General features: G+C 73.6%; 23 protein-coding genes. 10 read left to right on the forward strand and 13 right to left on the reverse strand.

The window, feature by feature from the left end:
* Window positions 1-7: 7 nt before the first annotated feature.
* From CFP65_RS00505 to CFP65_RS00520, 4 genes are all read right to left on the reverse strand, one after another.
* Window positions 8-853, reverse strand: coding sequence for an SDR family NAD(P)-dependent oxidoreductase (locus CFP65_RS00505; RefSeq protein WP_104814221.1), 846 nt, complete (start codon window positions 851-853; stop codon window positions 8-10).
* A 205-nt stretch (window positions 854-1,058) separates the two neighbouring features.
* Window positions 1,059-2,252: a 3-oxoacyl-ACP synthase III family protein gene (locus CFP65_RS00510; protein WP_104814222.1), complete on the reverse strand. Its 1,194-nt coding sequence runs from the start codon at window positions 2,250-2,252 to the stop codon at window positions 1,059-1,061.
* Window positions 2,249-4,252 carry an acyl-CoA dehydrogenase gene (locus CFP65_RS00515; RefSeq protein WP_104814223.1) on the reverse strand — a complete coding sequence of 668 codons (2,004 nt, stop codon included), beginning with the start codon at window positions 4,250-4,252 and terminating at the stop codon, window positions 2,249-2,251. Before CFP65_RS00515 ends, CFP65_RS00510 begins: the two co-directional genes overlap by 4 nt.
* 1 nt (window position 4,253) lies before the next feature.
* Window positions 4,254-5,522 (reverse strand): acyltransferase domain-containing protein, encoded by a 1,269-nt coding sequence (locus CFP65_RS00520; protein WP_104814224.1) that lies wholly within the window; start codon window positions 5,520-5,522, stop codon window positions 4,254-4,256.
* A gap of 446 nt (window positions 5,523-5,968) precedes the next feature.
* Between CFP65_RS00520 and CFP65_RS00525 the strand changes: the two genes are divergently transcribed.
* Both CFP65_RS00525 and CFP65_RS00530 read left to right on the forward strand, forming a co-directional pair.
* Window positions 5,969-6,427: a YchJ family protein gene (locus tag CFP65_RS00525; protein WP_104814225.1), complete on the forward strand. Its 459-nt coding sequence runs from the start codon at window positions 5,969-5,971 to the stop codon at window positions 6,425-6,427.
* Window positions 6,428-6,474: 47 nt separating this feature from the next.
* Window positions 6,475-6,852 (forward strand): RNA-binding S4 domain-containing protein, encoded by a 378-nt coding sequence (locus CFP65_RS00530; RefSeq protein WP_104814226.1) that lies wholly within the window; start codon window positions 6,475-6,477, stop codon window positions 6,850-6,852.
* 168 nt (window positions 6,853-7,020) lie between these two features.
* Here CFP65_RS00530 and CFP65_RS00535 read toward each other — a convergent pair whose 3' ends face one another.
* The gene (locus CFP65_RS00535; protein ID WP_104814227.1) at window positions 7,021-7,812 is read right to left on the reverse strand and encodes a class I SAM-dependent methyltransferase; all 792 of its coding nucleotides are present in this window, start codon (window positions 7,810-7,812) and stop codon (window positions 7,021-7,023) included.
* Window positions 7,813-7,983: 171 nt separating this feature from the next.
* Between CFP65_RS00535 and CFP65_RS00540 the strand changes: the two genes are divergently transcribed.
* Window positions 7,984-8,346, forward strand: a complete 363-nt coding sequence (locus tag CFP65_RS00540) for a cupin domain-containing protein (RefSeq protein ID WP_104814228.1) — start codon at window positions 7,984-7,986, stop codon at window positions 8,344-8,346.
* 94 nt (window positions 8,347-8,440) lie between these two features.
* On the opposite strand, the gene CFP65_RS00545 is transcribed toward CFP65_RS00540, so the two are convergent.
* Both CFP65_RS00545 and CFP65_RS00550 read right to left on the reverse strand, forming a co-directional pair.
* Window positions 8,441-8,857 (reverse strand): DUF4440 domain-containing protein, encoded by a 417-nt coding sequence (locus tag CFP65_RS00545; protein WP_104814229.1) that lies wholly within the window; start codon window positions 8,855-8,857, stop codon window positions 8,441-8,443.
* A gap of 25 nt (window positions 8,858-8,882) precedes the next feature.
* The gene (locus CFP65_RS00550) at window positions 8,883-9,443 is read right to left on the reverse strand and encodes a GNAT family N-acetyltransferase (RefSeq protein WP_254552139.1); all 561 of its coding nucleotides are present in this window, start codon (window positions 9,441-9,443) and stop codon (window positions 8,883-8,885) included.
* A gap of 176 nt (window positions 9,444-9,619) precedes the next feature.
* On the opposite strand from CFP65_RS00550, the gene CFP65_RS00555 reads away from it, so the two are divergent.
* The gene (locus CFP65_RS00555; protein ID WP_104814231.1) at window positions 9,620-10,150 is read left to right on the forward strand and encodes a YbhB/YbcL family Raf kinase inhibitor-like protein; all 531 of its coding nucleotides are present in this window, start codon (window positions 9,620-9,622) and stop codon (window positions 10,148-10,150) included.
* A gap of 461 nt (window positions 10,151-10,611) precedes the next feature.
* Here the strand turns inward: CFP65_RS00555 and CFP65_RS00565 are convergent, their stop codons facing one another.
* The 3 genes from CFP65_RS00565 to CFP65_RS00575 form a co-directional block, all read right to left on the reverse strand.
* Window positions 10,612-11,526, reverse strand: a complete 915-nt coding sequence (locus CFP65_RS00565; protein ID WP_305778244.1) for an NAD(P)-dependent oxidoreductase — start codon at window positions 11,524-11,526, stop codon at window positions 10,612-10,614.
* 47 nt (window positions 11,527-11,573) lie between these two features.
* On the reverse strand, window positions 11,574-11,891 hold the full coding sequence (locus CFP65_RS00570; RefSeq protein WP_158701950.1) for a hypothetical protein: 318 nt from the start codon (window positions 11,889-11,891) through the stop codon (window positions 11,574-11,576).
* Between the two features lie 237 nt (window positions 11,892-12,128).
* Window positions 12,129-13,925 (reverse strand): putative Ig domain-containing protein, encoded by a 1,797-nt coding sequence (locus CFP65_RS00575; RefSeq protein WP_104814235.1) that lies wholly within the window; start codon window positions 13,923-13,925, stop codon window positions 12,129-12,131.
* 353 nt (window positions 13,926-14,278) lie between these two features.
* Between CFP65_RS00575 and CFP65_RS00580 the strand changes: the two genes are divergently transcribed.
* The 5 genes from CFP65_RS00580 (at window position 14,279) to CFP65_RS00600 (ending at window position 18,818) form a co-directional block, all read left to right on the forward strand.
* Entirely contained in the window at window positions 14,279-15,049 is a 771-nt protein-coding gene (locus tag CFP65_RS00580) for a G1 family glutamic endopeptidase (RefSeq protein ID WP_104814236.1), read from the forward strand.
* Window positions 15,050-15,119: 70 nt separating this feature from the next.
* Window positions 15,120-16,175 (forward strand): hypothetical protein, encoded by a 1,056-nt coding sequence (locus CFP65_RS00585; RefSeq protein WP_104814237.1) that lies wholly within the window; start codon window positions 15,120-15,122, stop codon window positions 16,173-16,175.
* 155 nt (window positions 16,176-16,330) lie between these two features.
* Window positions 16,331-17,542, forward strand: coding sequence for an MFS transporter (locus CFP65_RS00590; protein ID WP_104814238.1), 1,212 nt, complete (start codon window positions 16,331-16,333; stop codon window positions 17,540-17,542).
* On the forward strand, window positions 17,539-18,108 hold the full coding sequence (cpt, locus tag CFP65_RS00595) for a chloramphenicol phosphotransferase CPT (RefSeq protein ID WP_104814239.1): 570 nt from the start codon (window positions 17,539-17,541) through the stop codon (window positions 18,106-18,108). Before CFP65_RS00590 ends, cpt begins: the two co-directional genes overlap by 4 nt.
* A 53-nt stretch (window positions 18,109-18,161) precedes the next feature.
* On the forward strand, window positions 18,162-18,818 hold the full coding sequence (locus tag CFP65_RS00600; RefSeq protein WP_104814240.1) for a LysE family translocator: 657 nt from the start codon (window positions 18,162-18,164) through the stop codon (window positions 18,816-18,818).
* Between the two features lie 16 nt (window positions 18,819-18,834).
* Here the strand turns inward: CFP65_RS00600 and hemC are convergent, their stop codons facing one another.
* Both hemC and CFP65_RS00610 read right to left on the reverse strand, forming a co-directional pair.
* Window positions 18,835-19,836, reverse strand: a complete 1,002-nt coding sequence (gene hemC / locus CFP65_RS00605; RefSeq protein ID WP_371682339.1) for a hydroxymethylbilane synthase — start codon at window positions 19,834-19,836, stop codon at window positions 18,835-18,837.
* 96 nt (window positions 19,837-19,932) lie between these two features.
* Window positions 19,933-20,508: a hypothetical protein gene (locus tag CFP65_RS00610; RefSeq protein ID WP_104814241.1), complete on the reverse strand. Its 576-nt coding sequence runs from the start codon at window positions 20,506-20,508 to the stop codon at window positions 19,933-19,935.
* 187 nt (window positions 20,509-20,695) lie between these two features.
* On the opposite strand from CFP65_RS00610, the gene CFP65_RS00615 reads away from it, so the two are divergent.
* On the forward strand, window positions 20,696-21,424 hold the full coding sequence (locus CFP65_RS00615) for a DUF1345 domain-containing protein (protein ID WP_104820536.1): 729 nt from the start codon (window positions 20,696-20,698) through the stop codon (window positions 21,422-21,424).
* Window positions 21,425-21,479: 55 nt separating this feature from the next.
* Here CFP65_RS00615 and CFP65_RS00620 read toward each other — a convergent pair whose 3' ends face one another.
* Entirely contained in the window at window positions 21,480-22,370 is an 891-nt protein-coding gene (locus tag CFP65_RS00620) for a spherulation-specific family 4 protein (protein ID WP_104814242.1), read from the reverse strand.
* Window positions 22,371-22,473 lie beyond the last annotated feature (103 nt).

Here is a 22,473-nt window from a genome sequence, read left to right on the forward strand (position 1 = left end):
AGGAGCGTCAGGCGAGAGCGGCGAAGGGGGACGGGGGTTTGGGGGTGCCGGCGAGGCCGCCGTCGGGGGTGGAGAGGCCGCCGTCCACCAGCAGGGCCTGACCGGTGAGGTAGCCCGCAGCCGGGGAGCTGAGGAACAGGGCGGCCGGGGCCATCTCCTCGGGCCTGGCCCAGCGGCCGAGCGGGACGTGGGCGGTCAGCCAGTCGCTCACCGGGCCGTTGTCGTAGGCGAAGGAGGTCATGTCCGTCCGCGTCCAGCCCGGGCAGAGCGCGTTGACCCGGATGCCGTGCCGGGCCCAGCCGGTGGCCAGACTGCGGACCAGGGAGATCTGGGCCGCCTTGGTCGCCGCGTACGCCTCCATCATCGGCGCGCCGACCACCCCGGCCACCGAGGAGACCAGCAGCAGGCTCGGCCGGGCGGAGGCGGCCAGGTACGGGAATGCCTGGCGGCAGAGCGCGGCCGTGGCATTGAGGTTGACCGCCACCACCTCGTCCCAGGCGGGCTGCGGGAGGTACTGCAGGGGCAGCATGGTGGGGGTGCCGTCGGGCTCGGCGGGGAGGATGCCGGCCGTGTGCACCACCACGTCGAGCCCGCCCAACGCCTCGGCCGCCTGGTCGACCACTTGGCCCGCCACGGCGGTGGTCGACAGGTCACCGGGGACCAGCACCACCGTCCGGCCGTGCTCGACGGCCAGCTCGGCGGTGCCCTTGAGCGCCTCGGCGGAGCGCGCCGACAGCGCGAGCTCGGCCCCGGCCTCGGCCAGGGCGAGGGCCACGGCCTGACCGATGCCTCTGGAGGCCCCGGTGACCAGGGCGCGGGCGCCGTCGAGACGGAAGGTGGCGAGAGTGCTCACGGAATGCTCCTCTGGGGTGCGGGGGCGGTGGCCGCAGTCTGCGGGCCGCTGTCGGTGGGTGGATGTCGGTGGGCCCTGTCAGCGGGCCGGTGTCAGTGCGCAGGTGAACGGACGTCAGGTCGGGCCGGGCCGGCCCGCTGCTCGGGCGGCTCTGCGAATGGCGAATGGATGGTGGCGGGTAGCGCGGCCGGCGGCCGGCGGGGCGTCAGGCGGCGCCGACCACTTGGCAGGCCGGGGCGCCGGACCAGGTGAGCAGGGAACTGCCCCAGGTGAGGCCGGCCCCGAAGACGCAGAGCAGCACCCGGCCCTTGGCGGGGAGCAGCCCCCTGGCGGCGGCGTCGGTGAGGGCGAACGGGGTGGAGGCGGCGCCGATGTTGCCGACCCGGTCGCCGGTGATGTGCAGGCGGGGCCCGGGTATCCCGATCCGCTCGCCGAGGGAGCGCAGCAGCACGGGGTTGGGCTGGTGGGTGATGAAGGCGTCGATGTCGGCCACGGTCAGCCGGTGTCGGGCGAGGCTCTCCGCGACGAGCCGGGGGAAGACCTCGCTGATGAAGTCGCGGACCGCCCGGCCGTCCATGTGGATGTGGTGGCCTCCGTCGGCCGTACTGGCCGGGGAGGCCGGGCGCCGGCTCCCACCGGACGGGATCAGGACGTGGTGCGCCCCGCCGCCGTCCGACCCGAGGTGGAACTCGGCGAAGCCGGTGCCCTCGGGGACCGGCCCCAGGATGGTGGCCGCCGCGCCGTCGGCGAACAGCACCGCCGTGGCCCGGTCGGTGGGGTCGACGAACTTGGAGTACGCCTCCACCCCCACCACGGCCGCGTACCCGGCCTCGGGGCTGGCCCGCAGCCAGTCGTGGGCCACCCGCGCCGCGAACAGCCAGCCGGAACAGGCCGCACTCACATCGAGGGCGACCGCCCGACTCGCCCCGATCGCGGCCTGCACCCGGCAGGCGGTGGCGGGCCCGAGTTCGTCCGGGGTGGACGTGGCCAGCACGAGCAGCCCCAACTGCTCCGGCAACAACCCGGCCGCCGTGCAGGCGGCGCGGACCGCACCGGCCGCGAGGTCGGAGGCCGCCTCCCCCGGGGCGGCGACGTGCCGCTGCCGGACGCCCGTCCGCTCGGCGATCCACTGCGCGCTGACCCCGGCCGGCGAGCCGACCGTCCGGTTGTCCCGGACGGTGGCGGGCAGGTAGCTCCCGAGCCCGATCACCCCGATCGGCCCGGCCTGGGGCGGCACCTGGGGCGACGACTGACGGGGGTTCAGCCCGGGCTCGGGTGCGCCTCTGCTGCTCGGCGGCCGGGCGGACGCCTCGGGTCGGGGCAGGTCGGAGTCGGGCCGGTCGGGTCGGAGCTGCCCGAGGCCGGACAGCCCGGGTCGGGGCAGGTCGTGGGTGATCATCGTGCTCCTCGGTGCCAGGTGAGGGCGGCGGTCAGGGCCGTGGCGAAGTCGGGAGCGGTCATCGGGATGACCGGGGCGGCGGCGGCCTGACCGGCGGGAGGCGGGGTGGTGGGTGGGAGGGTGGGCGGATCTGCCGGGTCGAGGACGGTGGTGAGCAGCGGGAGGTGCGGTGCGAGGGCGTCGCAGAGGGTGTCGAGTGCGGCGGGGAGCTCACGGACCTCCTCCGCCTCCAGCAGGCCGGTGCGGAGCAGGAGGCCGGAGTGGCGGCGGGCCTGCCGGATGCCGTAGAGGCCGGCCAGCAGGCGCAGCGGCTCCTGCAGACCGGGGTCGGTGAGGCTCGCGAGCGCGCCGGCCACGCTCTCGGCGGCGAGCCGGTGGCTGTGGCTCTCGCCGAGCTCCAGGGTCTGGGCGAGCAGGCCGTTCCACAGCTCGAAGGCGTCAGGGGTGGACTTGGCGCGGAGGTCGTGCGCGGTGCGGACCTCCTGGGTGAGTCGGTGCTCCAGGCCCCGGGCCAGGCCGGGCCACCAGAGCGGGTCGGTCACCGGCAGGTCGGAGTACCGAACGGGTGCGGCGGCGCCTGAGCCGGCACTCGCCCCGGCCGAAGCGCTCTCGGTGGGCAGGTCGGTGACCAGTGCGCGGCCCGCGTCCAGCAGGATCAGCGTGGAGTCACCCCCCGCGTTCTCGAAGGCCCGGGCCAGGTCGTGGTAGCCCTGGAGGCGGTTCTGCCGGTGGAAGCCGGCCAGCCCGCAGCGGTGCTGGCACTCCGCGATCAGGGCGGCGGTCGCCCGTGCGCTCAGCGCCTTGTGCACGGCGAGGGAGCGGTCGACGGCCGCCCACGGGGAGAAGGTCATCTCCGCCGGAGCCTGGTCGCCCTGCTCCCCGCTCACCGCCGGGCCGGCCGGACCCCCTGCCCAGGCCCGCCGGGCCTCGGCGGCGGCGCAGGTGAGCGCGAACGCCTCGGCTAGGGCGCCGAGTACGGCGTGCTGCTGGGTGCGGTACCGCAGCACGGACGCGCCCGGGGCGAGCCGACCGTGCGAACGGCGCTGCTCGCAGTACCGCAGGGTCAGGACGGCGGCCCGGCTGGCCATCGCGGCCATCGCCGTGGGCGCGGTGGCCCAGAGCGTCTGACCGACGCTCAGGGTGCGCTGGAGGCGGGCATCGTGGCTGCCGAGCGGGTCGTGGAACGTGCCGTCCGGCCGGATCCGGGCCGAGTCGTGCAGCCAGGCCCCTCGGGGCAGCCGCAGCCGGTCGAACCGGATCAGGGCGTACGGGAGCGGCACCGCATCCACGGCGATCGGGCTGGAGAGAGCGACTCCCGGCACCGGACGGCCGTCCTCACCAGAGATCGGGGTCAGGAACGAGAACACCCCGCGGTCTTCGCCCCGCACCACCAGCCGGGCGATCACCACGGCCTGCTGCGGCAGCCCTCGCCCGGGGGCTCCGACACTGGAGAACTTCGCCGCCCGGGCGTCCGGAGTGTGCAGGACGAACTCGTCGGCGGCCTCGTCGTACTCGGCCGTGGTGCGGGTGCCGAGGTGACTGCTGGCGTCACCGATCTCGGTGACCATGAAGACGCCCTTGGCCTGCACCTGCGCCAGCTCTGCGCTGCCCGGTGGCGGCGGCTCGGCCCCGGCGCGCCCCGCCTCGGGGCCCGGGGCAGGGGGCGAGCTAGGACGGCCGGCCAGGGTGGCCACCGAACCGACGCAGAGGATGTAGTGGGAGAGGAAGGCCTGGTAGAGCCAGGGGTGGGCGAGGGCGGTGGTGGCGCTCAGCGCCGCCAGCAGGTCGGTGTCGGCGAAGACCTCCGCTGCCGGGGGCAGGGCCTGCGCCAGGCGGCGCAGGGCCCGGTGATCCTGGTGGTCGCGGGAGAGCGAGTCGGGCTCGGTGGCGACCGGGCGGGTGTCGATCAGGGCGGCGACCTGGCGGCGCACGGTCGGCGGACAGCCACCGTGCCGGAGCCGGTCGAGCTCGGCGGCGGAGGTGTGGTGCTGGGGCGGCATCTCAGAGCCTCCTCACGGGATCGGTCTCCGACCCGGCAGTGGCATCGGGCCTGGACACGGCGGTAAGAGCGGGCCCGAACACGGCCGAGGTGGGGGCCGCAGAGGTGGGGGCGACGGCGGGAACGGACCTGGGCGTGGCAGTGGGCGCAGACCTCGGCGCAACGGTGGCGCCAGGCGCAGAGGCACGGGCCGGGCTGGACGCGGAGCGGCGGGCCGGACCGACGGCGGGTGAGCGGCCTGCGGTGGGCCCCACCGTCGCAGTGGGACCGGGCGGCCAGGAGAAGGCCGGGTCGGCAAGGGGGGATCGGGAGCTGACGGTGGGCAGGAGGTGGCGGGCGCTCATGGTGAGGGCCTGGCCGGTGCCGGCCTCGAGGATGGTCGGCGGCGAATCCGGCGGGTTCATCGAAGAGGGGGTGACGGTCGAAGAGGGGGTGACGGGTGGAGCTGCGGTGGTGGAGGCGACGGCCTGGTGGAGGGCGGTGGGGAAATCCGCCAGGTCGGTGAGGCAGCGGCCCAGGGCACGGGGCAGGTCGGTCCGGGCGGTGTGGACCGTGCCCGCCACGGCGGAGTGGATCGGCAACCGTGGAGCGGCGAGCCGGAGGGTACGGGCGAAAGCGGTGAAGGCGGCCCCCTGACTGTGCAGCCACGGATGGTGGGCGAGGAAGGGCAGCCTGATCCGCTGGGGTGGCCAGCCCGCCAGGTGGGCGGCGCGCTCCACCTCCTCCAACGGTCGCAGCGGGCCGGAGAGCACCACCTCCCCCGGATGGTTGATGCAGGCGAGGACGACCTCCGGGTGGCCGACCGAGAGAAGCAGCGCCTCGGCCTGCTGCGGGGAGAACCGGATCAGGGTGAGGCCGCCCTCGGCGCTGTGCAGCAACTGGCCGAGCCGACAGGCGAGGCGGGCGCCGTCGGACACGGAGAGGCTGCCGGCGGCGACCAGGGCGGGGATCTCGCCGAAGCTGACCGCCACCAGGGCATCGGCCGCCAGACCGGCCCGGACCAGGGCCCGATGGACCGCCAAGCTGACGCCGAACTGGGCGAGTTGAACGGTGCCCACGACCTCGGCGGCCAGCTCGCGTGAGCTCGGCGGGGCACGCCCGATCAGCCGCCGCCCCAACGGGATGAGGCCGAACTCGCGCCCCGCCGGATCGGCCTCCGCGAACACCTCGGCCACCGCGCTCCGGAGCCCGGGCGCTCTGGGCAGAGCGGCCAGCAAGGGCGAGACCGAGAAATCCCCCAACCCGGGGAAGAGATGAACCGTACTCGTCATAGCGGGGTCACCTTCATATCCAGATCACTAAGAAATGGCTCAACCAGAGGAGGCAGCGGAAACGGGAAGGGACAGCGGGAGCAAAAGGCCCGGCAGGCACAGCCACGGCTGCCACCCGCGCAGCGCCCACCACAGCAAAGGAGACCGATCTCAGAAGCCCAAAGGCCAGGGGCTGCCACCGCCGACGCCCTTGACCCGCAAGTACATATGACAATCAGATCGCAACGCCAAGCCAACGCATTCACAGTCGCCCACCCGGGAGTTCACACCGGGCCTTTTTCACACTGACCAACTTGGCACGTCAATTCTCGTACTCCTCCTCAGCCCCCGTCAATGGATATCCGGATTGCATTTCTCGACCCCGAGAAAGAAATATGTATGACGAAACCAGGGCGCACTCGACCCCCAGCCCGCCTCACCCGCCCCCGCCGGGCCACAATGGAGCCATGTCTCGAGCCCGCCGCACCCCGAAGTCCGCCCAGTCCGCCCAGTCCGCCCGGCCGTCCCGGCCCGCGCTCTCCCCCGCCGGCCCCTGCCCCTGCGGCCTCCTGGCCGCGTACGGCGACTGCTGCGCCCGTCTCCACCGGGGCGACCTCGCCGCGAGCAGCGCCGAGCAGCTGATGCGTTCCCGGTTCAGCGCCTTCGCCGCCCGGGACGAGGCTTACCTGCTGCGCAGTTGGCACCCGGACACCCGCCCGCCGGCCGTCGACTTCGACCCGCGGCTCAGCTGGGTCGGCCTCGAGATCCTCGCCACCACCGAGGGCGGCCCGTTCCACGAGGCCGGCACCGTCGAGTTCCGCGCCCACTACCGCGAGGGCGGCCGGGACGGCGTGATGCAGGAGAACAGCCGCTTCCTCCGCCATGAGGGCGCCTGGGTCTACGTGGACGCCCTCACCCTCAGCTGACGCCCGTCGCCACCCGGCATCCACCCCCCACCGGCTAGGCTCGGGGCATGGTGGCGAGCGAGGAGACGGTCCGGGTCGACAGTTGGATCTGGTCGGTCCGGCTGACCAAGACCCGCGCCCTGGCGGCTGCGGCCTGCCGGGCCGGGCACGTCCGGGTCAACGGGGAGCGGGCCAAGCCGGCCCAGACCGTCCGGCCCGGGGACGAGGTCCGGGTGCGGCAAGGCGGCGGCTACGAGCGGGTAGTCGTCGTGCGGCAGACCGTGCGCAAGCGGGTCGGAGCCGCGCCCGCTGCCGAGTGCTACCTCGACAACAGCCCGCCGCCCCCGTCCACCGAGGTCGCTGCCCCGGCCGGCCTGCGCGACCGGGGCGCCGGGCGCCCGACCAAGCGCGACCGCCGCGAGGTCGAGCGCCTGCGCCGGAGCTGACCGGACCCGAGACACCCGCAGCACCCGTCACCCGCAGCACCCGCCGTACCCGTCGCACCCGTCGCACCCGTCGCCGGCGGGCAGGCGTTCACCGGCGACGGACCTCGTGAGCGCACACCCGCGCCAGCGCGCCGCACCTACCGTCGACGCCCCGGGCCTGGGAGACCATCAGCGCCGCACGGCCGTCAGCACCGCGTACCCCTTCGGGTCCCGCCACGGCCCGCCCTCGGCGGCGAACCAGGCCTCGATCTGCGCCGTCACCCCGGCGGCCACCGCCGCGTGCTGCGCGGCACCGGCCGGGACGCCGTGCAGGCCGAGCAGGGCCAGGGCGAAGGTGACGGCCGGTGCGGGGTCGGGGAAGACCAGGGCGTTCTCCTGGCGGACGGTCAGCACTGCGCCGAACACCTCCCCAATCAACCCCGGCAGAGAGCTCCAGTGCACCCCGTTGTCGGCCGGCGCCGTGGGCCGCACGCCGTGCCGAGCCGCCTCCGCCCGGACCAGGCCGTGCAGACCGGGCACCGGGTCGGGGCGGTTGACCAGGGCGAGGAAGCGTCCGCCCGGCCGGAGGACCCGGTGCGCCTCGCGCAGGGCGGCCCGCACGTCGGAGACGTGGTAGAGCATGTGGCGGGCCGTCACGGCCTCGAACGTGCCGTCGGGGAACGGGAGTCGGACGGCGTCGCCCACCACCGCCCGGACGCCGGGGGCCTCGGCGCAGGCGCGGGCCGCAGCCGGGGAGTAGTCCAGGCCGGTGAGCGGGCCGGTGTGGCCGGCCGCGCCGAGCCCGGCCAGGAAGGAGCCCGTACCGCAGCCGATGTCGAGCAGCGCCTCCCCCGGCCGCAGCACCAGGGCGTCGAGGGCCGCCCGCTCCACGTCGTCCGGGCGCTCGCTGTAACGGCGGTGCGTCTCGATCCGGGTCCGCAGCGGATCGAGCCGCGCGTACTCGGCGGTGGTGCCGGTCATGGGTCCCCCTCGGTCGGTCAGAAAACGCGATCATCGCAGCTCGAGCAGACCGAGCAAGCTGGGGGCCCGGCCGCCCCGTGCGACGGAGCACGGCGAGGCGCAGACTGGAGGGAGGTACTACAGCTGGGGGCCGGGCGCCACCGCACTCCGGCCCGGAGCCGAGGAGCTGCCATGACCGGGCTTGTGCGCAAGAGTCTCGACGCGCCGGAGGAGACCCGTCCCTTCGAGGACGGCAAGGGGCGGCTCGACCTGGTCGGGCTGGACAGCGGTGGCGTGGGGCGGGCCACCTTCGAACCGGGGTGGCAGTGGTCCAAGCACGTCAAGCCGTTGGCGGGGACGGACAGTTGCCAGGCCTCGCACGCGGGCTACGTGCTCTCCGGACGGATGCACATCGTGATGGACGACGGACAGGCCGAGGACTTCGGCCCCGGCGACTTCATGGCCTGCCCGCCCGGCCACGACGCCTGGGTGCTGGGCGACGAGCCCTGCGTCGTGATCGACTGGCAGGGCTACGTCGACTACGCCAAACGGTGAGCCTCCAGGGCCCCGAAACCGAAACCGGCCCCGGAACCGCAAACCCCACAGCGTCACCGGGCCCGCCGAGCGGCCGGGCCCACGGAGGCGCCGGTCAGACCTGGTCGTACCAGGAGAAGGCCGCGATCCGCCAGCCCTCGGGGGTGCGGACGAACTGGAAGGTCTTGGTGCCCTCGCCCCCGTAGGGCTCGCCGTCCAGCACGCCGGACTTGGCGTACTCGCCGGTGCGGGTGGCGATGTCGCCGACGATCTCGGTCCGCTCGGAGGTCTCCCACTCGGAGAACTCGACCAGCCGCCCCTCGGCGAGCAGGCGCTCCCGCGGGGCGATGAACTCCTCGACGGTGTAGACCCTGTAGTTGGCGCCGGTCACCACGATCACACCCTGCGGCAGCACCAGCCGCCGGATCCGGTCCACCTCGGCGGGCTTGCCGCCCCGGTTGTCGAAGGCACCGAAGAACTCGGCGGTCAGCGCGTCTATTTCGGCCTTGGAGCCGGCAACATCCTGAGACATGCCCGGACAGTACCATTGCACTGGCTCAGCAGTCAGCAAGATCCTGACCGGCCGGCCCTCCGAGCCCCGTCGGGCCGAACTCCTCCGCCAGCAGACCGAAGACCAGCGAATCCCGCCAGCCGTCCCGCAGCAGCGCGGTGTGCCGCAGCAGGCCCTCCTCGCGCAGGCCGGCCTTGGCCAGCACCCGGGCCGAGCCGAGGTTGCGCGGATCGCAGGTGGCCTGCACCCGGTGCAGCCCCAACTCGCCGAAGGCCACGGTCAGCAGCGCCCGCGCGGTGGCGGTGCCCACGCCCCGGCCCCAGGCCCGGGGGTGCAGCGCGTAGGTGATCTCCCCCTGCCGGTGGGCCCGGCTGCGGACATGTACCTCCGCCATGCCGACCGGGTCGCCGGCCTGCTCCCCCAGCCGGACGAGGTAGGGGTACCGGACCTGCGGATCAGCCGCCCGGGCCTCGACCGCCCGGCGGACGAACTCCCGGCTCTGCGCCTCGGAGTTGGGACCCCAGGCCTGGTGGCGGCACACCTCCGGGAGGCTCGCCCAGCTGTGCACGGCCGGCCAGTCGGCCGACCGGAGCGGCGTCAGGGTCACCGGCGGAAGTGTCATACGGTCATCACACCACGAGGACCGCGGCAATGGTCGCGACGGCGACCGCACCCACCGCGGGCCGGTGGCGTTCACGACCAGCGCGAGCGGGGCACTACGCTCACCCCCGGGCCCGGACCCGGGCCCGGCTCCTCCCCTCGTCGCTCTGGAGGCTCACCAGCATGCCCACGGCCGACCGTCCGCCCCTGCCCCACGACTTCCTGCGGCCCGTCCCGTCCTTCTCGCTCTCCAGCACCGACGTCCCGGACGGCGGCACGCTGGCCGAGGCCCAGGTCTACGAGGCGGGCAACGTCTCGCCGCAGCTCAGCTGGGCCGGCTTCCCGGCCGAGACCAAGAGCTTCGCGGTGACCTGCTTCGACCCGGACGCGCCGACCGGGAGCGGCTGGTGGCACTGGGTGCTCTTCGACCTGCCGGCCGACACCACCGAGCTCCCGACCGGGGCCGGCTCCGGTGAGTTCCCGGGCCTGCCGGCCGGGGCGGTCCACGGTCGGAACGACTACGGCTCCAAGGACTTCGGCGGCGCCGCCCCGCCGCCCGGGCACGGCCCGCACCGCTACGTGTTCACGGTGCACGCGCTGCCGGTCGAGAAGCTGGGCCTCGACTCGGACACCTCCTGCGCCGCGATCGGCGGCACCCTGGGCTTCCTCGCCCTCGGCCGGGCCAGCATCATCGCCGAGTACGAGAACCACTGACCCCGAAGAACCACGGGCCCACGGGCCCACGGGCCGACCCGCGCAGCGGTGCGGCCCCGAGCACCTCGCTCGGGGCCGCACCTCCATCTGCCGCGGCCGCCTCAGGCCAGCTTGCGCGAGCCCGTCGGCCGGACGGCGTGCCGGCCGCCTCCTCCGCTCCCGGTGCGGGTATGTCGGCTCCGCACCGGCGGGCCTGGGCGTCGATGGCCGGGCTGGTTGCCGGAGTGGGCCAGGGCGACCGCCAGCACCGGCGGGGTGGTGAGCAGCAGCAGCGTGAGCATCATCGGGCCGGAACCTCTCCGTAGGCGGACGATTCCCTGCCAGTCTCGCCGGATCGACGGCGCGGTAACCATGAGCACCGCCGACCGGTACGCACGGTCACCCCTGGGCGTGATGACGCTGCGTCAGTCGGCGCAGCCGCCTGCGCCGACCGGGTGGCGCACCGCCGGGGCCGGCCCGGCTCAGGCCAGCCCGGCCCGGCGCCGGGCCACCTCCGCGACCGCCGCCCAGTCCTGCTCGGCCCGGCCGTGCGCGAGGGCCTCCAGGAAGGCGTCCCGCACCACGCCGGCGATCGGCAGCGGCACTCGCTGCTCCGCGCCGGCGGCGAGCGCCAGCTGGACGTCCTTGAGCCCCAACTCCAGCCGGAAGCCCGCCGGTTCGTACCGCCGTTCGGCGATCATCGAGCCGTAGCCCTGGTAGACCGGGCCGGGGAAGATCGTGCTGCTGAGCAGCTCGACCAGGTCGACCGGGCGGATCCCGCCCGCCTCGGCCAGGGCGCAGGCCTCGGCCATCGCCTCGATCGCGCAGACCAAGGTGTAGTTGACGGTGATCTTGGCGAGGCTGGCCTGCTCGGGCCGGTCGCCGAGGTGCCAGGTACGGCGGCCGAGGGCGTCCAGCAGTTCCTTCTGCTCCTCGACGATCCCGCGGTCGCCGGCGGCCAGGATGTTCAACTCCCCGGCGGCGGCCACCTCCGCGCGGCCGAGCACCGGAGCCGCGAGGTACCCGATGCCGTGCTCGGCGTGCAACGCGGCCGCCCGGACGGTGAGTTCGGGAGAGACGGTGGCGGAGTTGAGGTGGGTCCGGGCGGTGGCCTGCGCCAACAGCTCCGGGTCGAGGAGCAGTTCGGTCACCGCCGCGTCGTTGGCGAGCATCGAGACCACCACCGGCTGCCGGAAGACCTCGGCGAGGTCCGCCGCGGCGGCGGCGCCCTGGTCGACCATCTCCTGCACCGGCCCAGGTGATCGGTTCCACACCACCACCCGGTACCCGGCGCGCAGCAGGCTGCCCGCCATCCCCCGGCCCATGCTGCCGAGTCCGACAAAACCGACGGCAGGTCGTTCCATCCGCTGCTCCCGAGTCGAGTCCGTCGACGCCACGTCACGTCACATCGCGTCACATCGCGTCAGATGACACCGACCCTACGTCAGCCCAGGTCTCCCCGGGCCGAGCCGGGCCCGCCGGGCGGTCCGTGCACGGCCTGGTGGGCGCTGTCGCGCAGGCTGCCGAGCACGTCCAACAGGGCGGCCAGCGGCTGGTACTCGGGGCGGACGGCCGGGCGTTGACCCTGGAGCTTGAGGGTCTCCCAGAGCAGTTCGAGGTAGTCGTGCAGGGTCTCGCGGGCGAGCAGCTGGGCCCGGGTGGCCTCGGCGCCCAGCCGGGCCAGGGCCGGGCGGTCGAGTCGTTCGACCGCGTCGGCGATCGCCAACGCGGCGTGACGGACGTGCGGTTCAGCAGTGGGCACCGTGGTCGCCCTCCCCCATCCGAGCCGGCGAAGCCTGCGGACATTGCTTGTCATGGACCGATTGACAGGCGGTCGGGGGCGATCCTAGGCGGCCCCCGCGCGCCGGTGGGCAGAGTTGGGGAAGATCGCCGAAGGGCTTGACGCCCGCCCCCGCCAAGCCCTACGCGCGAGTAGCCCCCGGAACCGCCCGCGGCCCCGGGGTGCGCACACCCCGGGGCCGACGGTGCTGATCCGGTGTCAGGAGACGTTCAGCGCGGTGTCGTCGATCACGAAGGAGGTCTGCTTGGTGCTGTCCTCGGCCCCGGTGAACTTCAGGGTCACGGTCTGCCCGGCGTAGGCGGCCAGGTTGAAGCTGCGCTGGGTGTAGCCGCTCGCCGCGTTCACGTTGGAGTAGGTGGCCAGGGTGGAGAGCACGCTGCCCGAGCTGTTCAGCACCTGCACCTTGAGGGTGTCGAACACCGTGGTGGTGGAGGCGGCGGAGTCGATGTGCAGCCAGAAGCTGAAGTTGGCGCTGGTGCAGCCGGCCGGGATGGTGACGGTCTGGGCCAGGGTGTCGGTGTTGGTGGTGCCGTAGCCGTCGAGCCAGGCGTCGTAGCTGCCGCCGTGGGTGGGCTCGCTCGCGCTGTTGCTGATCGCCGAGGAGCCGCTGGTGTTGGTCTCCACCCAGGGCGAGGCCGTGCCGCTCTCGAAGCCGGGGTTGCCGAGCAGCTGGGTGGGCGTGCAGCCGCTGCCGCCGGCGCCGGCCACCGTCCAGGTGAAGCTCGCGCTGCCGGAGGGGCCGGTGGAGTCGGTGGCGGTGACGTTGACCGTGTAGCTGCCGGCCGTGGTCGGAGTGCCGCTGATCAGACCGGTCGAGGAGTTCAGGCTCAGCCCGGCGGGCAGGCCGGTGGCCGACCAGCTCAGGGTGCCCCCGGCCGAGTCGGTGGCGGCCAGCTGCAGGCTGGTGGCGGTGCCGACGGTGGCGGTGCGGTTGCCCGGCGCGGTGACGGAGACGCTGCCGCCGCCGGTCGCGCCGGAGCCGGTGGAGAGCCACTCGGTGGCGTTGAGGGCGAGCGCGGCGTTGGTGCCCGCCGGGTCGTCCCAGCCGTTGTAGAGGGTCTTGCCGGACTCGCCGGTGCCGTCGTCGACGGTGGAGCTGTCGCCCCAGATCGCCACCTTGCCCTTGCCGAAGGCGCTGGTCACGAAGAAGGCGTTGGTGTTGCCGCCGCTCGCGCCGGTGGAGAGGTAGACCAGGCCCTTGACCGCCGGGTTGTCGGCCGGGTTGAGGGTGAAGGTGGTGCCGTTGCGCAGGATGCTGCCGGTCACCGCGCCGAACGGGCCGTTCAACACCGGGTCGGTGGAGTTGCTGATGGCGCGCGGGTTGTCGGTGGTGATGTTCTTCAGGTCGACCGAGAAGCCGAACGGGTCGGTGTTGTTGACGCCGTTGCTGGTCATCAGGTCGTTGATGATCGCCGGCGAGTCCCAGCCGTCGTTGTTGCGGTCGCTCTGGGTGTGGTCGGAGATCAGGAAGAGGCCGCCGCCGTTCTGCACGAAGGTCATCACGGCGGTCTTCTCGGCGGCGGAGAGCCGGATGTTCGGCTCGGGCAGCACGAAGGTGTCGAAGTTGGAGAGGTCCAGCGGGTTGGCGCTGTTGCCGTAGGTGATGCTGTTGCCGCTGGGCAGCGTCTTGAGGCTGTAGCGGCCGGTCTTCTGCAGGGCGACGCCCCAGGCGGAGATCGCACCGGTCCAGGAGGTCTCGGAGCTCGGGTTGGCGTTCTGGGCGAGCGGGTCGGGCTGGCTGGTGGAGATGATCCAGTCGGCGTTCCCGGCGGTCTCGGCCTTGGTGGCGTCGAAGAGCACCCGGTGCTGCGTGGTCGCGGCGGCCTGCGCGCTCGGCGCGGCCTCCACCCGCAGGGGCGCGGCCAGGGCCGGCTGGCCCGCAGCCAGCAGGGTGACCGCGATCAGCGAGGCCGCGGCGAGCGCGGCCCGGCCCCGACGGCCGGTGCGCGGACGGACGGGGGACTCGGAGGGCGCGGGAGCCTTGCTGTTGATCATCCGTCAAACTCCTGTGGTGTGGGGAACCTGGGCCTACAGGCCGTCTGACAGCCCGTAGCTACGCGCGTAGGCGTACTGCCGTGAAGCAGCATGGGGGCACCCGGCGTCGTGTTCCCCCATGGTCGGGCAACGATTGCTTGAACGGAACACGTCGAACTGATTCCACCCGACGGGGGCCGAACCTCCCCTCGGCGCACACGGCGACCCGTCGAATATTTGCCTCCTCTTTGACGTCTCCTGGGCCGATCGACACCTAACGTTGTCGGCACGCGGTCAACGAGCCCGGCTCCGGTCGACTCTGACGGACCGTCCGGCCGACCCGCGCTCCCTCACCCCCACCTACGGAGTAGCCCATGTCAGCTGCACCCCGCCGCCGCACCCCCGCCCTCGCCGCCGCCCTGCTCGCGGTGCTCGCCTCCGCCGCCCCGGCCGTGGCCGCCGCCCCCGGCTCGCTCCAGGCCCCGATGATCCCGAACGGGGTCGCCCCGCACCTGGCCGGGACGCACGGCGCGGTACTGCACAGCACCAGCAGCAACTGGTCCGGCTACGCGGCGACCGGCGCCAGGTTCACCAGCGTGAGCGCCAGCTGGGTGCAGCCCGCCGCGACCTGCACCGGCACCTCCACCTGGTCGAGCTTCTGGATCGGCCTCGACGGCGACGGCAGCAACTCGGTGGAGCAGACCGGCTCCGAGGTGGACTGCTCCAGCGGCCAGCCGCAGTACTACGCCTGGTACGAGATGTACCCCGCCTACCCGGTGAACTACAGCAACACCGTCCGCCCCGGTGACCACTTCAACTCCACCATCACCACCAACGGCAGCGGCAGCTTCACCCTCACGCTGACCGACTCCACCCAGGGGTGGACCCGCACCGTCAACAAGTCGCTCAAGAACGCCGCCCTCGCCTCCGCCGAGATCATCGCCGAGGCCCCCTCCAGCTCGAGCGGCGTGCTCCCGCTCACCAACTTCGGCAAGGTCTCCTTCACCAACGCCACCGCCAACGGCCAGGCCATCGGCAACTTCAGCCCCGACGCCATCACCATGGCTTCCGGCTCCACCACCAAGGCGGCCACCTCCGGCCTCTCCGGCGGCAACGCCTTCTCGGTGACCTTCAAGCACAGCTGACGGTCCGTCCGGGTGACTCCCCGGCACGGGCAACGCCGCCGCAGCGGCCCCCGGCACCACCCTGGGGTGCATGACTGCGGCGGCACGGCGGGTGTTCCTCCGGGGTGCGGCGGCGGCCGGCGCCCTCGGCCTGACCGGCGCGGCCGGCTGCTCGGCCACCCGGTCGACGAGCGCGCCCTCATCCCCGCCTTCCCCCTCCTCCCCGGCCTCCGGAACCGCCTCGAGTACCCCTTCCGTCCCGGGGCCGCCCTCCGCTTCCGCTCCACCCTCCGCGAGCGGGCCCGCGCTGCCCGCCGCCGCCCCCTGGACCCCCGGGCCCGGCGAGTTGCAGCCGGACGTGAAGCTCCGGGCCGTCCAACTGGTCGAGGCCCTCGGCAGCTGGCCCGCCGGGACGGGCGGCGCCGCGCAGGCGGGCGCGGCCGTCAGCGCGCTCGGGCTGGACCCGGCGCTGGCCGGCCAGGCCGGTCCGCTCCGGCCCCCGGCCGAGGCCGCCGTGCTGCGGGTCCGCTACGCCCAGTACGGCGGGCTGCTCGCCGACAGCGCCAGCGTGCTGGTGATCTGCGAGCAGACCACCATGACCGCCGGCTCCCCGACCACCGTCTCCTCCGGCGGCACCACGGTGGACGTTCGGCTCAGCCGGGCCCGGCCGCGCTGGACGGTGACCGAGCTGCACCCCGGTCAACCCGGGCCGCCCGCAGCGCAGTTGACCGACGCCGCGCGGCGGGTGCTGACGGCGGGCGGGATCGAACTACCCCCGGGCGCCCGCGCGGACATCGCGAGCGGGGCCGTCCACGACAGCGTGCTCGACGCGATGCTCGCCCTCGCCCGCACGTACGCGTTCACGGTGAGCGTGGTCCGCTCGGGCCACCCGATCGACGTGTTCGGCACCGACCGGCCCAGCGACCACCCGCTGGGCCGCGCCTTCGACGTCTGGCGGATCGAGGGCCACCCGGTGGTCGACCCCGCCACCCCCACCGACCTGGTCGACGGCTTCATGCGGGCCGCCGCCCGCGCGGGCTCGTACAACGTCGGCGGCCCCCGTCAGCTCTCCGGCGGCGCCACCGCCAACCAGTTCTTCTCCGACGACACCCACCACGACCACGTGCACGTCGGCTTCCAGGCCTGATCAGCGGCCTGCTCACTGGCCTGATCACCGGCCTGCCCACGGACATCTGCTGATCTATCAGGCATCCCTCCCACCGGCCTTGCCGAGCCCGTGGACGCACACGTACTGTCTCGCCCCATGCGTGGGACGAACAGACGTACGGGGGGCCGTGGCTGATGCGCGGACTGTGGGGGCACCGCAACGCCAGGCTCTTCCTGGCCGGGCAGATCCTGTCGACCTTCGGGGATTCGGCGCTCTGGCTGGCGATGGGCATCTGGGTCAAGATGCTGACCGGCAGCGCCTCGGCGGCCGGGTTGGCCTTCTTCATGCTGACCCTCGGCACGCTGACCGGGCCGCTCGGCGGGGTGCTCGCCGACCGGCTGCGCCGGCGGCCGCTGCTGATCGCCGCCAACCTGGCCACCGCCGCGCTGGTGCTGCTCCTGCTGCTCGTGCACGACCGCGACCAGGTCTGGCTGGTCCACCTGGTGATGTTCGGCTACGGGGTCTCCGCCGGGGTGCTCGGCCCGGCCCAGGTGGCGCTCCAACAGAGCATGCTCCCGGAGGAGTTGTTCGCCGGGGCGAACAGCGCGCTGCAGACCGCCCAGTCCGGCATGCGGCTGGTCACCCCGCTGCTCGGCGCCGGTCTGCTCGCCACCCTCGGGGCCACCCCGGTGATCCTGGGGGACGTGCTGACCTTCCTGGTGGCCGTCGCCGCGCTGGCCGCCGTCCGGATCCGCGAGGACCGGCCGGTGCCGAGCGAGCGGCACTGGCTCGCCGAGGCCGCCGCCGGGGCCCGCCACATCGGCCGCACCCGCCCGCTGCGCCAACTCGCCCTGGCCGGCGCGCTCGCGGTCACGGCCTTCGGGCTCTGCGAGACCGTCTTCTTCGCCGTGGTGGCCAAGGGCCTGCACCGACCCGACACCTTCCTCGGCGTGCTGGTCTCGGTGCAGGGCGTGGGCGCGATCGCGGCCGGGCTGACGGCCGGTGCGCTGGTCCGCCGCTACGGCGAAGGCCGACTGGTGGCCCTCGGGTTGGCCTGCGGCACGCTCGCCTTCCTCCTCCTCACCCCCTCCTCCACCCCCGCCGTGCTGGCCGGTTCGGCCCTGCTCGGCGCCAGCATGCCCTGGCTCAACGTGGGCATCATGACCCTCTTCCAGCGCCGCACCCCAGCAGAGTTGATGGGACGCACCGACGCCGCCCTCGGCCTGCTGCTCTCCACCCCGCAGTCGGTGGCCGTCGCCCTCGGCGCCGCGCTGATCGCCGTCACCGACTACCGACTGCTACTGCTCCTCATGGCCGCCCTGATGGCACTGGCCGCCGTCTTCCTCCTCACCCGCCCCGAACACCGCCGCCCGGCCCCGCCCGAGCCGCCTACCGTGGCACCATGACGACTAGGCTGATCATCCTCAACGGCGGCTCCAGCTCCGGCAAGTCCAGCATCGCCCGGGCCCTCCAGACCCAACTCCCGCGCCCGTGGCTGACCTTCGGCGTCGACACCCTGATCGAGGCACTGCCGCCCACCGTCCGGGACGGCTCCGCCGGGCTGGAGATCGGCCCGGACGGCACGGTCGCCGTCGGCCCCACCTTCCGCGAACTGGAGGCGGCCTGGATCGCGGGCCTCGCCGCGATGGCCCGAGCCGGCGCCCGGATCGTGCTGGACGAGGTCTTCCTCGGCGGCCCGGCCTCCCGGCAGCGCTGGGAGCAGGCCCTGCGCGGCCTGCCGGTGCTCTGGGTCGGGGTGCGCTGCGCGGCCGCCACCGCCGCCGCCCGCGAGGCGGCCCGGGGCGACCGGTTCACGGGCATGGCCGCCGACCAGGCGGAGTCGGTGCACCGGGGGCTGGTCTACGACCTGGAGGTGGACACCACTCACCGCTCGGCGGCGGACTGCGCCCGCCTCATCGCCGCCCGGCTCGACTGCCCCCCGCCCACTGCCCCGCCGCCCGCTCCGTCCTGATCCTCCGGGAAAAGCCGTGGACAGCGCGGACGGCGAATCGCACCATGTGGCCCATGCTGAGTACGCTCCTCCCCTTCCTCGGCGCCTGTGCGCTGATCGCGGCCTCCCCCGGCCCCAGCACCATGCTCATCATCCGACAGTCGCTGCGCAGCAAGCGGGCCGGCTTCCTCACCGTGCTCGGCAACGAGACCGGGGTGTTCGTCTGGGGCGTGGTGGCCGCCTGCGGGCTGACGGCGCTGCTCACCGCCTCGCAGCTGGCCTACGACCTCATGCGGGTGGTCGGGGCCGTGACCCTGGTCTGGTTCGGCATCCGGACCCTGCTCGACTCCCGGCGCGGACACCCGGCCGAGGCCGACCCCGCCAGGGCAACGGCCGAGGCCGACCCCGCCGGGGCGACGGCCGAGCCGGAGCGCTCCGGCCTCGCCTCGTACCGATCGGGCCTGCTGCTCAACCTGGCCAACCCCAAGGCGGCCGTGTTCGCGATGTCCTTCCTCCCGCAGTTCGTGCCGCAGGGCGCCCCGGCGCTGCCGAGCATGATCGGGCTGGCCGCCGTCTGGGCGGTCTTCGAGATCGGCTGGTACGGGCTGTACGTGTGGTTCGTGGCCCGGCTGCGGGCGGTCGTCTCCCGGGTGGAGGTGCGGCGTCGGCTGGAGCAGGTCTCCGGTGGGGTGCTGCTCCTGCTCGGCATCCGGATGGCCGTCGAGGGCTGACCGGCCGCCCCGCCGCTCAGTGCGGGATGGTGTCGATCAGCTCCCGCGCCCCCTGCCGAAGCAGCGCGACAGCCACCGAGGTGCCCAGGGTGGCCGGGTCCAGCGGGCCCGCCCACTCGTGGGCGTCCAGCACGGTCTTGCCGTCCGGGGTGAACACCCGGGCCCGCAGCGAGAGCCGGCCGTCCCGCTCGGCGCGGGCGTAGCCGGCGATCGGCGAGTTGCAGTGGCCCTGGAGCACGTGCAGCAGCATCCGCTCGGCGGTGGTCTCCCGCCAGGCGTCGGAGTCGCCGAGGCCGGTGACGGCGGCGATGGTGGTGGTGTCCTCCTCGCGGCACTGGAGCGCGAGCACCCCGGCGCCGATCGGCGGGCACATCGTCTCCACCGAAAGCACCTCGGAGATCCGCTCGGTCTCGCCGATCCGCTGCAGCCCGGAGAGCGCGAGCAGCAGCGCGTCGGCCTCGCCGGCCGCCAGCTTCTCCAGCCGCCGGTTGGCGTTGCCGCGCATCGGCACGCAGTCCAGGTGCGGGTGCGAGACCGAGAGCTGGGCGATCCGGCGGACCGAGGAGGTGCCGATCCGGGTGCCGGCGGGCAGCTGGTCCAGCGTCAGCCCGGCGGGGTGCACCAGCGCGTCCCGCACGTCGTCGCGCTTGAGGAACGCGGCGAACACCGTGCCGGCCGGCAGCGGCCGGTCGGCGGGCACGTCCTTGACGCAGTGCACCGCCAGGTCGGCCTCGCCGGCCAGCAGCGCGGCGTCCACCTCCTTGGTGAACGCCCCCTTGCCGCCGAGCTTGGCCAGATCACCCATCCAGCGGTCGCCCGAGGTGGTGACGGGCACCACCTCGGTGCGGATCCCCGGGTGCAGCCGGGCCAGCTCCGCCCGGACCCGCTCCACCTGGGCCAGCGCCATCGGCGAGGACCGGGAGACGATCCGGATCAGCTCGGTGGGCGGCACGGCGCCGGTGTCGCCCTGGGCGGACGCGCCGGGTGCGGGGTGAGTGCTCGACTCGGTGGAGGGCATGGTCAAGACGATAGACCGTCAGCCGCCGTGATCTCCAACCGGTCTGCTTACTTTGCGAGTTCACCCTACCGGCGGCCCGCCCTGCGGGCTTCCGGCTCAGAGGCCGAGGGTGGCCAGCGCGGTCGTCCAGTCGGTGGCGATGGCGTCCTGCGCGTCGGCCAGCTGCACCTTGCCCGCACAGACGGCGTTCTTCAGCTTGGTCTCCACGCCGTCCTTCTGCGAGGAGGTCGCCGAGCCGGAGTGCGGCTCCGGCCACAGGTTGGCCGGGTCCTTCGGCGCGCCGCCGAGCTCCAGCGGGATGAAGTGGTCCTCTTCGTAGTCCGAGAGGTTGGTGTCGCTGTAGCCGTAGGCGGCTATGCCCTGCACCTTCAGCTTGTTGGTGTAGGTGGTCGACGGGCGCACGGTGGCCGTCCAGCCCGACACGCAGATGGTCGAGTAGATGGTGTCCTGGGTGACGCTCGGGTTGAGCGCACCGGGCGTACAGGACGGGTCGGGCAGCGGCAGGTAGTCCTGCGAGCAGGTCGCGAGCAGCGCGGGCGAGGCGGTGTGGGCGGTGACCCCGGCGGCGCTGTGCGCGGCCGTCACGGCGTGGGCCGTACCGGAGACGAAGCCGCCGGCGGCGAGGACGAGGGCGGTGGTCGACACGGCGAGGCGACGGTGCACGGATCTCATCGGGCACTCCAGGGAGAAGGCCCGGCGGGGTGAGGCCGGGCGGGTGCGTCCATGACAGCACCGGCTCGGAAGCGCCCAGAAGTACCGTGCGGTGAACATCTCGTGACGCGCGTAGACACATTCGTGACCTCCGCCGACGGCCGGGGCCGCCCCTGCCCCCGGACGGCCGTCCGCCAGAATGACCGTCATGAACGACCCCGCTCCGACCTCCGCCGGCAAGCCCGCACCCGGCGCCGGCACCACCGACTCCGCCGGCCTGCCTGCCTGGCGGCAGCAGACCGAGGGTGAGCAGCGCTGGGCCGCGATGGCCGCCGTACTCACGGCCGTGGCGCTCCAGCTCTTCCTCCCCGCCCGGCTCACCGTGCGGCCGCACTGGCTGCTGCCCGCGCTCGAACTCCTGCTGGTGGCCGCCCTCTTCGCCTTCCACCCGCACCGGCGCCTGGACCGCCGCTCCCGGCTGCTGCGCACCCTGAGCATCAGCCTGACCGCCGCCATCAGCCTGGCCAACGGGTGGTCGGCGGTGACGCTGGTGCGCGAACTGCTGCACTCCACCGGGGCGCCCAACGCCCTGGCGCTGCTCGGCACCGGCGGGGCGGTCTGGGCCACCAACGTGATCGCCTTCGCCCTCTGGTACTGGGAGTGGGACCGGGGCGGCCCGGCCGCCCGCGCGGCCGGCGAACACGCCTACCCCGACTTCCTCTTCCCGCAGATGCAGACCGACGGCATCGCGCCGCCCGACTGGGAGCCGGGCTTCCTCGACTACCTCTACGTCGCGTTCACCAACGCGACGGCCTTCTCACCCACCGACACCATGCCGCTCTCGGCCTGGGCCAAGCTGCTGATGATCCTCCAGTCGGCGGTCTCGCTGCTCACCGTCCTGCTGGTGGTGGCCCGCGCGGTCAACATCCTCCAGTAGGGACGGCGACCGGTCGGTGGTGCCTCGGACCGCCGACCGGCGCGCGATGGCGGACTCAGCCGATGGTGGCGGCGTAGGCGGTCTGGGCGGTGAACTTCCAGGACGGGCTGACGTTCCAGGGGTTGGGCATGCCCGCGTCGGTGGCGTAGGCGTAGCCCGCGCCGCGGTTGAAGGCGGTGGTGAGCGCGGTGTTCATCGCGGTGGAGTTCGGCACGCCGTAGACGAGGTGCCAGAAGGCGGTGCCGCTCGGGTCGAAGGAGGCGCCCGAGTAGTAGCCGGCGGTGGAGTTGAAGGTGTTGCCGCCGAGCCAGCCGGTGCCGGTGTAGTCGGCGTAGGTGCCCTCGTAGGTGACGAAGGTGTCGGCGGTGCGGTGGCCGGCCTCCAGGTAGCAGTCGGCGATCGCGGTGCCCGGGTTGTCGACGACGAGCTCGGCGGCGTTCGGGTCGATCGCGTTCATCGTGGTCTGCACGTACTGGCGCAGCGTGAGGTAGTAGTCCCGCAGGCTGTTGTTGGTGCCGCAGTCGCGGGCGACCACGTCGAAGAAGATGCCGTCCACGTGCAGACGCTTGTCGGCGGTCTTGAGGTAGTTGTCGATCGAGGCCTCGACGGCGGCCAGCGATCGGCCCCCGCCGTCGGTGTGGACATAGCCGATCACCTTGGTGTGGCCGCCGGCGGCCGGGGTGCCCTGGCGCACGGTGTCGGCCTGGGCCTGCCAGGAGGCGTCGAAGGCGGTGTCGCCGTTGCCGGGGTTGAGGATGGCGATCGAGGCGGCCGGGGTGGCCGCCGTCAGGTCGGTGAGCATCGGGTCGCCCGGCCAGACGTACGCGGGCACGCCGATCTCCAGGCCGCGCACCGAGGTGGTGGCCGAAGCGGTGCCGGCGGCGGCCGGTATCGCGAGCAGCGAGCTGAGCAGGATGGCCGTCAGGCCCTTCACCGCACTGCGCATGGGTCTTCTTCCTCCGTCATGTGCCGGTGGCAGGCGTGCCACCGTCCGCGAGGCTAACGCATCGTCAGGACAGGAGTTCGACCGGCCGGTGAAACGCAGACGA

The sequence above is a fragment of the Kitasatospora sp. MMS16-BH015 genome (genome assembly GCF_002943525.1).
Classification (GTDB): domain Bacteria; phylum Actinomycetota; class Actinomycetes; order Streptomycetales; family Streptomycetaceae; genus Kitasatospora.